12 protein-coding genes are annotated in these 13,368 nt (G+C 67.1%); 5 read left to right on the top strand and 7 right to left on the bottom strand.

The window, feature by feature from the left end; genetic code table 11:
- Nucleotides 1–7: 7 nt before the first annotated feature.
- The 4 genes from QVG61_RS00540 to QVG61_RS00525 all read right to left on the bottom strand — a co-directional run bounded on the left by QVG61_RS00540 (nucleotide 8) and on the right by QVG61_RS00525 (nucleotide 4,361).
- The gene (locus QVG61_RS00540) at nucleotides 8–1,351 is read right to left on the bottom strand and encodes an FAD/NAD(P)-binding oxidoreductase (RefSeq protein WP_289931343.1); all 1,344 of its coding nucleotides are present in this window, start codon (nucleotides 1,349–1,351) and stop codon (nucleotides 8–10) included.
- 538 nt (nucleotides 1,352–1,889) lie between these two features.
- Entirely contained in the window at nucleotides 1,890–2,834 is a 945-nt protein-coding gene (locus tag QVG61_RS00535; RefSeq protein ID WP_289931342.1) for a bile acid:sodium symporter family protein, read from the bottom strand.
- A gap of 61 nt (nucleotides 2,835–2,895) precedes the next feature.
- Nucleotides 2,896–3,555, bottom strand: coding sequence for an ABC transporter substrate-binding protein (locus QVG61_RS00530; RefSeq protein WP_289931341.1), 660 nt, complete (start codon nucleotides 3,553–3,555; stop codon nucleotides 2,896–2,898).
- A 242-nt stretch (nucleotides 3,556–3,797) separates the two neighbouring features.
- Nucleotides 3,798–4,361, bottom strand: a complete 564-nt coding sequence (locus QVG61_RS00525; RefSeq protein WP_289931340.1) for a hypothetical protein — start codon at nucleotides 4,359–4,361, stop codon at nucleotides 3,798–3,800.
- Nucleotides 4,362–4,500: 139 nt separating this feature from the next.
- Here QVG61_RS00525 and hemB point away from each other — a divergent pair, with 139 nt between their 5' ends.
- The 4 genes from hemB to aroE are packed head-to-tail and all read left to right on the top strand — an operon-like array spanning nucleotide 4,501 to nucleotide 8,293.
- A complete protein-coding gene (gene hemB, locus QVG61_RS00520) occupies nucleotides 4,501–5,475 on the top strand; it encodes a porphobilinogen synthase (RefSeq protein ID WP_289932797.1) in 975 nt (324 codons plus the stop codon).
- A 34-nt stretch (nucleotides 5,476–5,509) separates the two neighbouring features.
- Nucleotides 5,510–6,187 (top strand): TIGR00153 family protein, encoded by a 678-nt coding sequence (locus tag QVG61_RS00515; RefSeq protein ID WP_289931339.1) that lies wholly within the window; start codon nucleotides 5,510–5,512, stop codon nucleotides 6,185–6,187.
- A gap of 28 nt (nucleotides 6,188–6,215) precedes the next feature.
- Nucleotides 6,216–7,472 (top strand): inorganic phosphate transporter, encoded by a 1,257-nt coding sequence (locus tag QVG61_RS00510; protein ID WP_289931338.1) that lies wholly within the window; start codon nucleotides 6,216–6,218, stop codon nucleotides 7,470–7,472.
- Nucleotides 7,469–8,293 carry a shikimate dehydrogenase gene (gene aroE / locus QVG61_RS00505; protein WP_289931337.1) on the top strand — a complete coding sequence of 275 codons (825 nt, stop codon included), beginning with the start codon at nucleotides 7,469–7,471 and terminating at the stop codon, nucleotides 8,291–8,293. Before QVG61_RS00510 ends, aroE begins: the two co-directional genes overlap by 4 nt.
- A gap of 6 nt (nucleotides 8,294–8,299) precedes the next feature.
- Here aroE and QVG61_RS00500 read toward each other — a convergent pair whose 3' ends face one another.
- From QVG61_RS00500 to gorA, 3 genes are all read right to left on the bottom strand, one after another.
- On the bottom strand, nucleotides 8,300–8,638 hold the full coding sequence (locus tag QVG61_RS00500; protein ID WP_289931336.1) for an RNA-binding protein: 339 nt from the start codon (nucleotides 8,636–8,638) through the stop codon (nucleotides 8,300–8,302).
- A gap of 148 nt (nucleotides 8,639–8,786) precedes the next feature.
- The gene (locus QVG61_RS00495) at nucleotides 8,787–9,317 is read right to left on the bottom strand and encodes a gamma carbonic anhydrase family protein (RefSeq protein ID WP_289931335.1); all 531 of its coding nucleotides are present in this window, start codon (nucleotides 9,315–9,317) and stop codon (nucleotides 8,787–8,789) included.
- A 45-nt stretch (nucleotides 9,318–9,362) separates the two neighbouring features.
- A complete protein-coding gene (gorA, locus tag QVG61_RS00490) occupies nucleotides 9,363–10,715 on the bottom strand; it encodes a glutathione-disulfide reductase (protein WP_289931334.1) in 1,353 nt (450 codons plus the stop codon).
- Nucleotides 10,716–11,238: 523 nt separating this feature from the next.
- Between gorA and prlC the strand changes: the two genes are divergently transcribed.
- Nucleotides 11,239–13,278 (top strand): oligopeptidase A, encoded by a 2,040-nt coding sequence (gene prlC, locus QVG61_RS00485; RefSeq protein WP_289932796.1) that lies wholly within the window; start codon nucleotides 11,239–11,241, stop codon nucleotides 13,276–13,278.
- The last annotated feature ends 90 nt before the right edge of the window (nucleotides 13,279–13,368 follow it).

Here is a 13,368-nt window from a genome sequence, read left to right as displayed (position 1 = left end):
GGGCTGATCAGGAAAACATGTCCCGGTAGAGACCCTCCGCCCAGCTAAAGGTGGCCTGGCCGCGCGCCGCCGAGCGCTTCTCGAAGACCCGCACCTGGTCGAAGGCGAAAGACTTCTCCTGCGGGTCGTAGGCATAGCGGGCATAGAGGCTGATCGCCTCCAGCGGCTCTGTGTTGACCATCGAATAACAGATGGTGTGCGGACTGGTCCACTCGGTCACCTCCTCCCCCCGGGCCCGCCTGGCGATCACCCGGGCGATGATCTTGGCCTCCGAATTGGCCGTGTTGCCACTCTTGGAGAAGGGCATGGGCCGGGCGTCGCCGACCACGTAGACACGCCGGTCACCGATCAGGTTGTTGAACAGCACATCGATGTTGGCCTCTTTCTGACGACTCCCGGGAGCAACCAGCCCTAGCTGTTCAATCAACTGCGCGCCACGCACCCGCGGATAAATGGCGGCATCGTCGAACGAGACGGTGTCGAATTCCGACGACAGGGTCCGCCGGCGGGCATCGACGCGACGGATATCGAAGGACGGCAGGTATTCGAGATAGCCCTTGTAGAGTTCGTCGAAGGCCGCATGGAAACCGTCCTTCTTGATGGTCACATCCGGGTTGGCATCGAGCAGTACCACCTTGCCCTTGATCTTGTTGCGTTTGAAATAGGCGGCGATCAGACAGGCGCGCTCATAGGGGGCGGGGAGGCAGCGGTAATTGCCGGCCGGCACGGTGAGGAGAAAGATGCCACCGCTGAAATTCTCCAGCTTGTTGCGGATGGAGAGATGTTCCGAACCGGGCATGAAGCCGGCGGGATAATGGGTCTTGAGGTAATGCAGCTCCACCGGATCGGTCACACCGATGGCGGCATAGTCGTAGTCGATGCCGGGGGCCAGGACCAGATAGTCGTAATCCAGATGACCCTGGTCGGTATAGACCCGACGCCGCTCACGGTCGAGATCCAGCAAGGTGGCGTTGAGGAACAGATAGCCGTTGTTCCTGGCCGCATCCAGGAAGCTGTGGCACAGGAACTCGAGCGCCACCTTGTCCCCCAGCCAGAGATTGCTGATCGGACAGGACATGAACAGGGCGCGCTTCTCGATCAACACCACATCCAGCTCCGGATCCTCCTTGCGCAGGTACTTGGCCATGGTCAGCCCGGCCCAGCCGCCACCGACCACGATGACCCGCCGCCCCCTGGCCCTGGGCAGCTCGGCGGGACGATCGACCCGCAGCAGCGGCCCGGTTCGCCCCTTGTCCAGGCCGGCGGCGTCCGACCCTTGCGGCAGCGCACCGACAGCGATCGCGGAACCGGACAGCCTGATGAACTCGCGCCGGGAAAGTCTTTTCTTCATGCTCTGCCCCCTCTCGATCCGGCGCCGCGCAGCGAAGCCGGCACCCGTCCTCTTCGAGTATAGACAGCAAGGGTCGCACAGCTGGAGACAGGCAAAAAAAACCCCGCCAGAAAAAGGCGGGGTGAAAACGCTTTTCAGCGTCGGAGGAGTCGATCTTGGACCCAACTGCTTCGGTCAACTGTGGCATGAGCCCGCTGGCTTGAACCTGGGTACTCACCTTTTAGGCTACGCGACGCTTCAGGAGTTCCGTCATGCGGATCTGCACACCACGTCGTCAGTGGCCAGGCACGGTTCGGAATTTTGGGTTCAGGCCCTACCGGACTCATGCCACAGTGGACTCAACAGCGCGTCCTCTTGCTTAGGCTAGCGACCGATTCCCGACATCCTTTAGCCCCGGTTTCGCTGCGCCTGTCCGGATGGGTTGCAAGCGACGTGCCAGACCCCCGAATCCGGCAATGATGGCTTTTTATTTCAAGAGGTTGGCGCTACGACATGAGGGTCCATGCGGGGTGGAAGGATCCCCGGCAGGCGGCGAACGTCAAGCAACCGTCGGCATCACGGCCGCCCGGCGGCGCAGAAAAGCGCTGGCCCCGGCGGCGGTGAGGATGCACCAGACGGCGAACAGGGCGCCGGGCAGGGCGGTTTCCGGGGTGAAGTGCCGCAGCGCCAGGGCCACGCCCAGGCCGGCATTCTGCATGCCGATCTCGATGGCCAGGGTCAGCCGGTGGCGGCGATCGAAGCCATAGCGCCGCGCCAGCCACCAGCCGGCCGCATAGCCGAGGCCGTTGACGGCGATCACGGTCAGCATCACCAGCGGCCCCATGGCGGCGATCCGCCCCTGGTTGGCGGCCACCGCGTAGCTGCAGATGACGACGATGGCCAGCGCCGCGATGGCCGGCGCCAGCTCCCGCGCCACGCCCAGCCGCGCCCCCAGCAGGCGCCGCAGCGCCAGACCGGCCAGCAGCGGCAACAGCACCGTCCAGAGAATGGTCTGCATCATCGGCCAGAAGGGGATGGGCAGGAAGACCCCGCCCAGCCACTTGACCAGCGCCGGAGTCAGCAGTGGCGAGAGCAGGGTGGCCACCGTGGTCAGACTCACCGAGTAGGCCACCGCACCGCCCGCCAGATAGACGATGACGTTGCTGGCCATGGCCCCCGGGGCGCAGGCGACGATGATGAAGCCGAGCGCCACGGCATCCGGCAGCGGCATCAACAGGGCCGCCGCCAGGCCGAGCAGCGGCATCACCGTGTACTGGGTCAGCACGCCGAGGCCGATCCGCCCCGGCTCGCGCAGCGTGGCGCGCAGCTCCCGCGGCTCCAGCACCACCCCCAGAGCGAACATGGTGGCGGCGAAGAACCAGAGAAAACTCTCCCGGAACACCAGGAACAACGGCGGATGCAGATAGGCGGCGACCGCCCCGAGCAGGGTCAGCGGCGCCAGCTGGTTGGCGATCAGCCGGGAGAGCGCAAGCAGGGCGGCCATGGGGCCGCAGGGTAGCGGCAGCGGACCCGGCCGTGCAAGCGAAGCGGCGCCGCCGGCCGGCTCAGAGGCTGCTCGCCGCCAGCGACTGGCGGTTGCGCTCGGCCAGCGACAGGATCAGCTGCTCCAGCCCGCCGCGGCGGACCTCGGCACCGAAGGTGGCGCGGTAGTTGGCCACCAGGCTGACGCCGTCGATGATGACGTCATAGGCCTTCCACTCGCCGTTCCTGTTGTAGAGGCTGTAATGCACCGGGACCGAGGGGCCGCCCGGCTGCTCGATCTCGGTCCGCACCGTCACCTGGCGTTCGTTGGCGGCACGCAGCGGCAGGAACTTCACCTGCTGGCCGCTGTAGCCGAGCAGGGCCGATGAGTAGGTGCGCACCAGCAGGGTGCGGAATTCCTCGACGAAGCGCTGCCGCTGCTCGGGCGTGGCCCGCTTCCAGTGCTTGCCCAGTACCCAGCGCGACATGCGCTGGAAGTCCATGTGCTCGACCAGCACATGATCGACCAGCTCGTACAGCCGCTGCGGATCCTGGCGCAAGGCATCGCCCTCGCTCTCCAGGCGCTCCAGCACCTGGCTGGAAGCCGCCCGCACCACGTCCACCGGGGCCAGGCCCGCCTCGGCTCGCGGCATGAACAGCAGGCCGAGCAGCAGCAGGCCCGCCAACCAGATGAAATGCCTCCCGGCACGGCTGACGACGGCTGTCCCTGTGTTCTGCTGCATGCTGCCTCCCGGATTCTTCTGTTCTGCGCCCCGACACGGGCCACCTATCCGGGAGTAGCGTCCGCTCCGGGCATCGCCTTTAGCCCGGATGATGGCGTGCCTGGACACGCCGGGGATCGCGGCCTGGAGGCCGCTCCTACCAGGGTGCCGCCATGCCCCGTAGGAGCGGCCTCCAGGCCGCGATTGGGCGGGCATCGCCCGGCCCCATTTGCCGCGGCCGGCTGACCGCGCCTGCGGGCTAGCTAGCCCAGGGTGTCGTCGTGGCTGGCGGGCGGCCGTGCCGGCGGCGACCCCTGCCGCAGGCCGCGGATGACCCGGGCCTCGGTGAGCAGTTCCGCCAGGGTGGCGGGCGGCGCCGGGCGCGCCTGGAATGACAGCTCGGCCAGCAGCTCGTGGCGCCGCAGGAGGATGAAATAGGCGCGCGCTTCGAGCAGCGGCAGCGCCAGGGAGAAGCCCCGCCGCAAGGCCTCGCTGGCACCCTGCAGGTGGCGGCTGGCGCGCAGCTGGCCGTCCACCAGCTCGACCAGGGCCTGCTGGCGCCGATCGGTTGCGGTGGCGGCCAGGCTCTGCCGAGCGAGGGCCGGATCATGCCCCAGCCAGAAATCCGCGACCCATTCGGCCAGCCGCCAGGGAAAACCGTCCGTCCCGGCCAGCAGCGCCTCGCGCTGTCCCCGGCGGGCCAGCTCCTGCAGGGCCGCGGCCCGAGCCGCATCGAGCGGCGTCGCATACCAGGCCTCCAGCGCCAGCGGCCGCCCCGCGGCCAGCAGTCGCGGCCAGTCGAACTCTGCCTCGGTCACCCCGGCCATGATGCAGATCTCACCTCGCCTTGATCTGCCGCGTAGCCTATCACGGGCGGAGGCGGTACACTGCGCAGCCAGAAAGCGGCTCAGATTTGGGAGCACAGAGGTGGCCGAATACCAGACCCGGCGGGGCGGTTTCCCCCGCATGCGCATGCGCCGCATGCGCCGCGACGACTTTTCCCGACGCCTGATGCGCGAGTCCCGGCTGTCGGTCGACGACCTCATCTATCCCATGTTCATCCTCGAGGGCGAGGGCCAGTGCGAGGCGGTGGCCTCCATGCCCGGGGTGGAGCGGGTCAGCATCGATCTGCTGCTGGCCGAGGCCGCCGAACTGGTCGCCCTGGGGGTACCGGCGGTGGCCCTGTTTCCGGTGACCCCGGCCGACAGGAAGACCGAGGATGCCCGCGAGGCCTACAATCCGGACGGCCTGGCGCAGCGCGCGGTGCGGGCGCTGAAGGCCGAACACCCCTCGCTCGGCGTGATCACCGACGTGGCGCTGGATCCCTTCACCACCCACGGCCAGGACGGGCTGATCGACGACAGCGGCTACGTGCTCAACGACGAGACGGTGGAGGTGCTGGTCAGGCAGGCCCTGTCCCACGCCGAGGCCGGCGCCGACGTGGTCGCGCCCTCGGACATGATGGACGGCCGCATCGGTGCCATCCGCGACGCCCTGGAGGCCGCCGGCCACATCCACACCCGCATCCTCGCCTATTCCGCCAAGTACGCCTCCAGCTTCTACGGCCCCTTCCGCGACGCGGTGGGCTCGGCCGCCAACCTCGCTAGCGGCAACAAGTACAGCTACCAGATGGACCCCGCCAATGGCGACGAGGCCCTGTGGGAGGTCGGCCTCGACCTGGAGGAGGGTGCCGACATGGTGATGGTCAAGCCGGGTCTGCCCTACCTGGACATCGTCCGCCGGGTCAAGGAGCGCTTCGCTGTGCCCACCTATGCCTACCAGGTCAGCGGCGAATACGCCATGCTGATGGCGGCGGCCCAGAACGGCTGGCTCGACGAGCGGGCCGTGATCCTCGAATCGCTGCTCGCCTTCAAGCGCGCGGGTGCCGACGGCATCCTCACCTACTTCGCCAAGCGGGTGGCCGTCTGGCTGCAGGAATAGAGACCCGACCCTACACATCACCAGGAACCACGCCATGGCACGTACCACCATCTCCAGCCTGTTCAGTTCCTCGCCGGTCCGCCCGCTGCAGAAGCAGATGGCGGCGGTGATCGACTGCGTCAAGGAACTGGAGCCTTTCTTCCAGCATGTCCTGGACAAGGATTGGGAGGGCGCCGCCCGTCAGCAGCAACGGATCAGCGAACTGGAACGGGAGGCCGACAAGCTCAAGCGCGAGCTGCGCCTCAACCTGCCCAACAGCCTGTTCATGCCGGTATCGCGGCGTGACATCCTCGAAGTGCTGACCATGCAGGACAAGATCGCCAACCGCGCCAAGGACATCGCCGGGCTGATCCTCGGCCGGCGGATGGAGATCCCCGAGCCCATCGGTCCGCTGATGATGGCCTTCGTGCGCCGTTCCATCGATGCCGCGGTACAGGCCCAGACCGCCATCAACGAGCTGGACGAACTGGTGGAGACCGGCTTCCGCGGCGGCGAGGTGGAACTGGTGGAATCCATGATCAAGAAGCTCGACGAGATCGAGAGTGACACCGACCGCATGCAGGTGGAGATCCGCGCCGCCCTGTTCGAGCGCGAGAAGGAACTGCCACCGATCGAGGTCATGTTTCTGTACCGCATCATCGACTGGATCGGCGACCTGGCCGACCGCGCCCAGCGCGTCGGCAGCCGTCTGGAGCTGATGCTCGCCCGTTAACCCCCTGACAGCGGACACGACACGTTCTATGGATTTCGGTACCAGCTATATCGTTCTGGCCTGCATCTTCGGCCTGTTCATGGCCTGGGGCGTCGGCGCCAACGACGTCGCCAACGCCATGGGCACCTCGGTCGGCTCCAAGGCGCTGACCATCCGCCAGGCGGTGATCGTCGCCGCCATCTTCGAATTCGCCGGCGCCTACCTGGCCGGCGGACAGGTCACCAAGACCATCCGCAAGGGGATCGTCGATGCCGACCTGCTGAGCGCCACCCCCGAACTGCTGATCTTCGGCATGCTGGCGGCGCTGCTGGCCGCCGGCATCTGGCTGCTGGTCGCGTCCCGTTTCGGCTGGCCGGTATCCACCACCCATTCCATCGTCGGCGCCATCGTCGGTTTCGCCGCAGTGGGAATCGGCATGGATGCCGTGCACTGGGACAAGGTGGGCAAGATCGTCATGAGCTGGGTGGTCTCGCCGGCCCTGGCGGGGATCATCTCCTACTGGCTGTTCCGCAGCGTGCAGTTCCTGATCCTCAACAGCCGCCAACCCTTCGTGGCCGCCAAGCGCTGGGTGCCCTACTACATGTTCCTGGTCGGCTTCATCATCGCCCTGGTCACCCTGTTCAAGGGCCTCAAGCACATCGGCCTGGAGCTGGAACCACTGGAGAACTATGGCATCGCTGCCGCCGTCGGCGCGGCCAGCATGGCCTTCGGCGTCTTCGCCATCGCCCGCATCAAGTTCGACCCCCTGGCCGACACCGACTTCCACTTCGCCAACGTGGAACGGGTGTTCGGCGTGCTGATGATGGTCACCGCCTGCGCCATGGCCTTCGCCCATGGCTCCAACGACGTCGCCAACGCCGTCGGCCCGCTGGCCGCCGTGGTCGGCATCGTCGAGAGCGGCGGCCAGGTGGCACACAAGACCGCCATGCCGGCCTGGATCCTGATCCTCGGTGGCACCGGCATCGTGGTCGGCCTGTTCACCTACGGCCACAAGGTCATCGCCACCGTCGGCAGCGGCATCACCGAACTCACCCCCAGCCGCGGTTTCGCCGCCACCCTGGCCGCCGCCACCACCGTGGTGCTGGCCTCCGGCACCGGGCTGCCGATCTCCACCACCCACACCCTGGTCGGCGCGGTGCTCGGCGTCGGTCTTGCGCGCGGCATCGCGGCGCTGAACATGGACGTGGTACGCACCATCTTCCTGTCCTGGATCATCACCCTGCCGGCCGGCGCCATCCTGGCCATCGTCTTCTTCTATCTGCTCAAGGCGGTGTTTGGCGGATGACCCTCGACCGCTATGCGGTGATGGGCAATCCCATCGCCCACAGCCTGTCGCCGCGCATCCACCGCCTGTTCGCCGAGCAGACCGGCGAGGCGATCCGCTACGAGGCGATCTGCGTCGAGCCGGGCCGCTTCGCCGAGGCCGTGGCCGAGTTTCGCGCCGCCGGCGGCCAGGGCCTGAACGTCACCGTACCCTTCAAGCAGGAGGCCTGGGCGCTGGCCGAGAGGCGCAGCGAACGCGCCGAGCGGGCCGGCGCCGTCAACACCCTCTACTGGGACCCTGAGGACCGCCTCTGCGGCGACAACACCGATGGTATCGGCCTGGTCCGCGACCTGACCCGCAACCTGGACCTGCAACTGGCCGGCAGCCGCATCCTGCTGATCGGCGCCGGAGGCGCGGCCCGCGGCGTCCTCGCCCCCCTGCTGGAACAGGCGCCGGCCGAGCTGCTGATCGCCAACCGCACAGCGGCACGGGCCCTGGAGCTGGAAGCGCACTTCCGCGACCTCGGCCCGGTGCGCGGCTGTGCCCTGGACGCCATTCCCCGGCGCCCATTCGATCTCCTGATCAACGCCACCGCCGCCGGCCTCAGCGGCGAGGTGCCACCGATTCCGGCGGAGACAGTAAAAGCAGAGAGCTGCTGCTACGACATGATGTATGGCCGTGAGCCGACGGCCTTCGTACGCTGGGCCGTGGCGCAGGGTGCAGGCTGCGCCCGTGACGGGCTGGGGATGTTGGTGGAGCAGGCGGCGGAATCCTTCCATATCTGGCGCGGGGTGCGACCGGACACCGCGCCGGTGATCGAGGCGCTGCGGAAAGGGGACTGAACCGGCTCAGTTCGGCCGGCGGCGCTCGCGCAGGCGACGTTCCTTGTGCGGCCAGGGCCGGCTGCGCCAGTCCAGGGCGCGGCGCTCGTTGCTGGCCACCCGCTTCTGGAATTCCCGCACCTCGACCGGCTGACCATCGAGCTGCAGGCCGCGGCTGCGGACCCGCAGCCGCTTCGCCTCGGCTTCCGAGTCCACGTAGAGCAGCCCATAACGGATGGTGTCACCATCACGACCGGGCTTCTTGATGATCCGCAGCCGGTTCAGGGCACCGCGGGGCAGATGCATCAGGCGGGCCAGGCGCTGTTCCGAGGCGGCCCTCGGCAGATTTCCCAGATAGAGCATCATGGTTCTTCTCACTCAAACGCAGTGGTCGTCACCTGTTCCGACTCGCAAGCCGCCGGAAGATTCCCTGGTCTGAGTCCTTTTTGTCACGCTCGACTCAAGTGTAAGCCAAAGCCCCGCCCAGCGCCAGAAGATTGACTCGCGCGACCGCTCAGCCGCGGCGGTGCCGCTCCTTGAGACGCACGTAGTGATCGGCGGAGTAACCGAGATAGCCCCGCTCCTCGGCCGTCAGCGGGCGGATACGCTTGGCCGGGCGCCCCAGCCAGAGGTAACCGCCCTCCAGCACCTTGCCGGGCGAGACCAGCGAGCCGGCGCCGAGCAGGGTGCCGCGCTCGATCCGCGCGCCATCGAGCACCAGGGAACCCATGCCGATCAGGCAGTCGTCCTCGATGGTGCAGCCATGCAGGGTGACCTGATGACCGACGGTGACACCATCGCCGATCACCACCGGGTGTCCACCGGGGACGTGGTCGCTGTCGTGGGTGACATGGATCACGCTGCCATCCTGGATATTGCTGCGCGCGCCGATCCTGATGCGATGGATGTCGCCCCGCGCCACCACCATGGGCCAGAGCGAACTGTCGGCACCGATCTCCACATCGCCGATCACCAGGGCGGTCTCGTCCACGAAGGCGCTGGCATCGATGCGGGGTGTGTGGCCGTCAAAGTCTCGGATGCTCATGCCGGTTCCCAACAAACTCCAGATCCCGGGCAGTGGACCACCTGCTCAGCGCAGGGTTACCAGCTCCTCGGCGCTGGTCGGATGCAGGGCCACGGTATCGTCCAGGTCACGCTTGCTGGCCCCCATGCGGACGGCGACGGCAAAGCCCTGCAGCATCTCGTCGGCGCCCATGCCGATGATGTGACAGCCGACCACCTTTTCCTGCGCACCCACGGTGACCAGCTTCATGGCGGTCTGGCGCTTGTGCTCGCTCAGGGCATGGTACATGGCGGTAAAGCGGGTGCTGTAGACCTTGACCGCATCGCCGTGCCGCTCGCGGGCCTCGGCCTCGGTCAGGCCCACGGTGCCGATCGGCGGATGGCTGAACACCACGGAAGGGATGTTTTCGTAGTCGAGCCGGCGCCCGCTCATGCCGCCGTAGAGGCGGTCGGCCAGGCGCCGGGCGGCAGCGATGGCCACCGGCGTCAGCGCCACCTTGCCGTTGACGTCGCCCAGCGCGCTGATGCCCCGCACATTGGTGTTCTCGAATTCGTCACTGGGGATGTAACCCTCTGCATCGGTCTCCACCCCGGCCGCATCCAGCCCCAGCCCGGCCGTCGCCGGCTTGCGGCCGATGGCCCAGATCAGGGCATCGAAGCCCTCCAGGCGCTGGCCGTTGTCGCACTCGATGCACAATTCGCCGTTGTCACAGCGGCTGACCGCCGCCACCTGGGTGCCGGAGAGGATGCCGATGCCGTCGTTCAGCATCTCCTCCATCAGCGCCTCACGCAGCATGGCGTCGAAGTCGCGCAACAGGTGCTCGCGGCGCAGCAGCAGGGTGACGTCCGAGCCGAGCGCCTTCAGCACCCCGGCCAGCTCCACGGCGATGTAGCCCGAGCCGACCACCGCCACCCGCCGCGGCTGGCTCTCCAGGGCAAAGAAACCGTCGGAGGTGATGCCCAGCTCGGCACCGGGCACGTCGGGCACCGCCGGATAGCCACCCACCGCAATGCAGACGTGATCGGCCGTGTAGCGCTCGCCACCGACCTCCAGGGTGCGGGCATCGACAAAGCGCGCCTCGCCCTGGATGAGATCGATCCCGGAATCCGCCAGGTAGCTGTGATACCAGTCGTTGATGCCCTGCACATAGGCATCACGGGCGGCCTTCAGCCGCTCCCACGAGAAACCACGCAGCTCGATGTCGAAGCCGTAGCCGGCGGCATCGCCAAGGCTGTGGGCGAGGTTGGCCGCGAACCACATCACCTTCTTCGGCACGCAGCCGACGTTGACGCAGGTGCCGCCCAGCGGGCCGCGCTCGATCACCGCGCAGCGCTTGCCGTAACGCGCCGCGCGCTCGGCCACCGACAGGCCGCCGCTGCCGGCGCCGATGGCGATCAGGTCATAGTGTTTGTCTGCCATGCGCCGGGAGCATACCCGACCCCGCACGTCCTGAACAACCGCGCTTTCGGGATGGCCATGAAATCCACGAAACCCACCAAAATGGTTATTAACCCGACAACCAAATATGCCGTGTTCAGCCGCCGTGTGCCTGCCTGCGGCAAGGCATCGAAACGCCGCCGTAGCATTCCTACGGCAAGGTTCGATAACGCCGTCCGCAGGCAGGCACACGACGGCCGAACCCATTGAATCATGGAATGACCGGGGCTTCAGGCCTGTCCCGGTCCGGCGTTCCGGCCCTTGACAAGGAGACCGACCCTTGCCGGCGGGCCGCGCCTTGTCCCGGAACAGGCCTGAAGCCCTGAACACGGCATATTTGGTTGCCGGGTTAATATTGTGGCCCACGCGCTCCGCGCGTCGCTGTAAAGCCTGCCCCTTTTTCGTGGGTTTAGTGGGTTTCGTGGCTATGCGTTTTTTTCGTGGGTTTCGCGGATTTCGTGGCGATATAATGATCCCCTTCATCCACACCGAGGCCAGATCCCAGATGACCAACCCGCTGCTCGATCTCAAGGGCCTGCCGCCCTTCTCCAAGATCCGCCCCGAACACGTCGAGCCCGCCATCGAGGCCCTGCTCGAGGAATGCCGGGAGACGGTGGCGCGGTTGCTGGAGGCCGGCGGCGACTATACCTGGGACAACCTGATCCAGCCCATCGAGGACGTGGAGGACCGGCTGTCGCGCGCCTGGTCGCCGGTCAGCCACATGAACTCGGTGGTCAACAGCGAGGCACTGCGCAGCGCCTACAACACCTGCTTGCCGAGGCTGTCCGAGTACGGCACCGAGATGGGCCAGAACGAGGCCCTTTACCGCGCCTACCGGGCGATCGCCGAAGGTCCGGCCGCCGAGGCACTCGACCCGGCACAGCGCAAGGTGATCGACAACGCGCTGCGCGACTTCAAGCTCTCCGGCGTCGCCCTGCCGGCCGAGCAGCGCGAGCGCTACAAGACGATCATGCAGGAGCTGTCCTCGCTGACCGCCAGGTTCGAGGAGAACCTGCTGGACGCCACCAACGCCTGGCAAAAGCTGGTGACGGACGAATCGCAGCTGGCCGGCCTGCCGGAATCGGCGATCTCCCTGGCACGACAGATGGCCGAGCGCGAGGGCCTGGAGGGCTGGCTGTTCAACCTGGAATTTCCCTCCTATCATCCGGTGCTGAGCTATGCCGACGACCGTGAGCTGCGGCGTGAGCTGTACACCGCCTATGTCACCCGCGCCTCGGACGAGGGCCCCCACGCCGGCCGCTGGGACAACGGTCCGGTGATGGAGGAGATCCTCGCCCTGCGCCACGAGGCAGCGCGGCTGCTCGGCTTCGCCAACTACGCCGAGCGCTCGCTGGCCACCAAGATGGCGCGCTCCCCGGAACAGGTGCTCAGTTTCCTCAACGACCTGGCGAAACGCTCCCTGGAGCGGGCACGCGAGGAACTGGAGGAGGTACGCAACTTCGCCCGCGATCAATTCGGAGTGAAGGAGATCGAGGCCTGGGACGTCGCCTACTACTCGGAGAAGCTGCGCCAGCACAAGTACGCCATCTCCCAGGAAGAACTGAAACCCTGGTTCCCGGAGACGCGGGTGCTGCCCGGCATGTTCGCGGTAGTGGAACGCCTCTACGGCCTGCAGATCGAGGAGCATCAGGGCATCGACGTCTGGCATCCGGACGTACGCTTCTTCGAAATCCGCGACGAGCGCGGCGAGCTGCGCGGCCAGTTCTACCTCGATCTCTACGCCCGGCCGCAGAAGCGCGGCGGCGCCTGGATGGACGAGTGCGTCTCGCGGCGCATCACCCGCGATGGCCTGCAGACCCCGGTCGCCTACCTCACCTGCAACTTCTCACCGCCGATCGGCGACGACCCGGCACTCTTCACCCACGACGAGGTCATCACCCTGTTCCATGAATTCGGCCACGGCCTGCACCACATGCTGACCCAGGTCGACTACGCCGGCGTCTCCGGCATCTCCGGCGTCGCCTGGGACGCCGTGGAACTGCCCAGCCAGTTCATGGAGAACTGGTGCTGGGAACGGGAGGCACTGGACCTCATCGCCGGCCACTACCAGTCCGGCGAGGCGCTGCCCGAGGAGATGTTCCGGCGCATGACCGCGGCCCGCAACTTCCAGTCCGCCATGCAGATGGTGCGTCAGCTCGAGTTCGCCATCTTCGACTTCCGCCTGCACCTGGAATACGACCCGGAGAAGGGCGGACGCATCTACGAGATCCTGAAGGAGGTGCGGGAGCAGGTAGCGGTGATGCAGCCGCCCTCGTTCAACCGCTTCCCGCACAGCTTCGCCCACATCTTCGCCGGCGGCTACGCCGCGGGCTACTACAGCTACAAGTGGGCCGAGGTGCTCTCGGCGGACGCCTTCGCCGCCTTCGAGGAGGCCGGCATCTTCGACCGCGAGACCGGCCGGCGCTTTCTGACCCGCATCCTGGAGCAGGGCGGCTCACGCGACCCCATGGAACTCTTCATCGACTTCCGTGGCCGCGAACCGACCATCGACGCGCTGCTGCGCCACACGGGCCTGGCGGCCTGACATGGATAGCCACGAAACCCACAAAACCCACGAAAAGATGATGCGTCGGCGCACGCGCTCCGCGCGGCGCCGTGAAACTCAGATCCTTTT

Source organism: Thiohalobacter sp. IOR34, assembly GCF_030406045.1.
GTDB lineage: Bacteria > Pseudomonadota > Gammaproteobacteria > Thiohalobacterales > Thiohalobacteraceae.
The sequence above is the reverse complement of the archived record's forward strand: the minus strand, read 5'-3'. Positions and strand labels throughout refer to the sequence as shown.

What these genes read in the sequence shown, in the direction of transcription:
- QVG61_RS00540 (WP_289931343.1), bottom strand. Translation starts at nt 1,351, where the DNA reads ATGAAGAAAAGACTTTCCCGGCGCGAGTTCATCAGGCTGTCCGGTTCC.
- QVG61_RS00535 (WP_289931342.1), bottom strand. Translation starts at nt 2,834, where the DNA reads ATGGCCGCCCTGCTTGCGCTCTCCCGGCTGATCGCCAACCAGCTGGCG.
- QVG61_RS00530 (WP_289931341.1), bottom strand. Translation starts at nt 3,555, where the DNA reads ATGCAGCAGAACACAGGGACAGCCGTCGTCAGCCGTGCCGGGAGGCAT.
- QVG61_RS00525 (WP_289931340.1), bottom strand. Translation starts at nt 4,361, where the DNA reads ATGGCCGGGGTGACCGAGGCAGAGTTCGACTGGCCGCGACTGCTGGCC.
- hemB (WP_289932797.1), top strand. Translation starts at nt 4,501, where the DNA reads ATGCGCATGCGCCGCATGCGCCGCGACGACTTTTCCCGACGCCTGATG.
- QVG61_RS00515 (WP_289931339.1), top strand. Translation starts at nt 5,510, where the DNA reads ATGGCACGTACCACCATCTCCAGCCTGTTCAGTTCCTCGCCGGTCCGC.
- QVG61_RS00510 (WP_289931338.1), top strand. Translation starts at nt 6,216, where the DNA reads ATGGATTTCGGTACCAGCTATATCGTTCTGGCCTGCATCTTCGGCCTG.
- aroE (WP_289931337.1), top strand. Translation starts at nt 7,469, where the DNA reads ATGACCCTCGACCGCTATGCGGTGATGGGCAATCCCATCGCCCACAGC.
- QVG61_RS00500 (WP_289931336.1), bottom strand. Translation starts at nt 8,638, where the DNA reads ATGATGCTCTATCTGGGAAATCTGCCGAGGGCCGCCTCGGAACAGCGC.
- QVG61_RS00495 (WP_289931335.1), bottom strand. Translation starts at nt 9,317, where the DNA reads ATGAGCATCCGAGACTTTGACGGCCACACACCCCGCATCGATGCCAGC.
- gorA (WP_289931334.1), bottom strand. Translation starts at nt 10,715, where the DNA reads ATGGCAGACAAACACTATGACCTGATCGCCATCGGCGCCGGCAGCGGC.
- prlC (WP_289932796.1), top strand. Translation starts at nt 11,239, where the DNA reads ATGACCAACCCGCTGCTCGATCTCAAGGGCCTGCCGCCCTTCTCCAAG.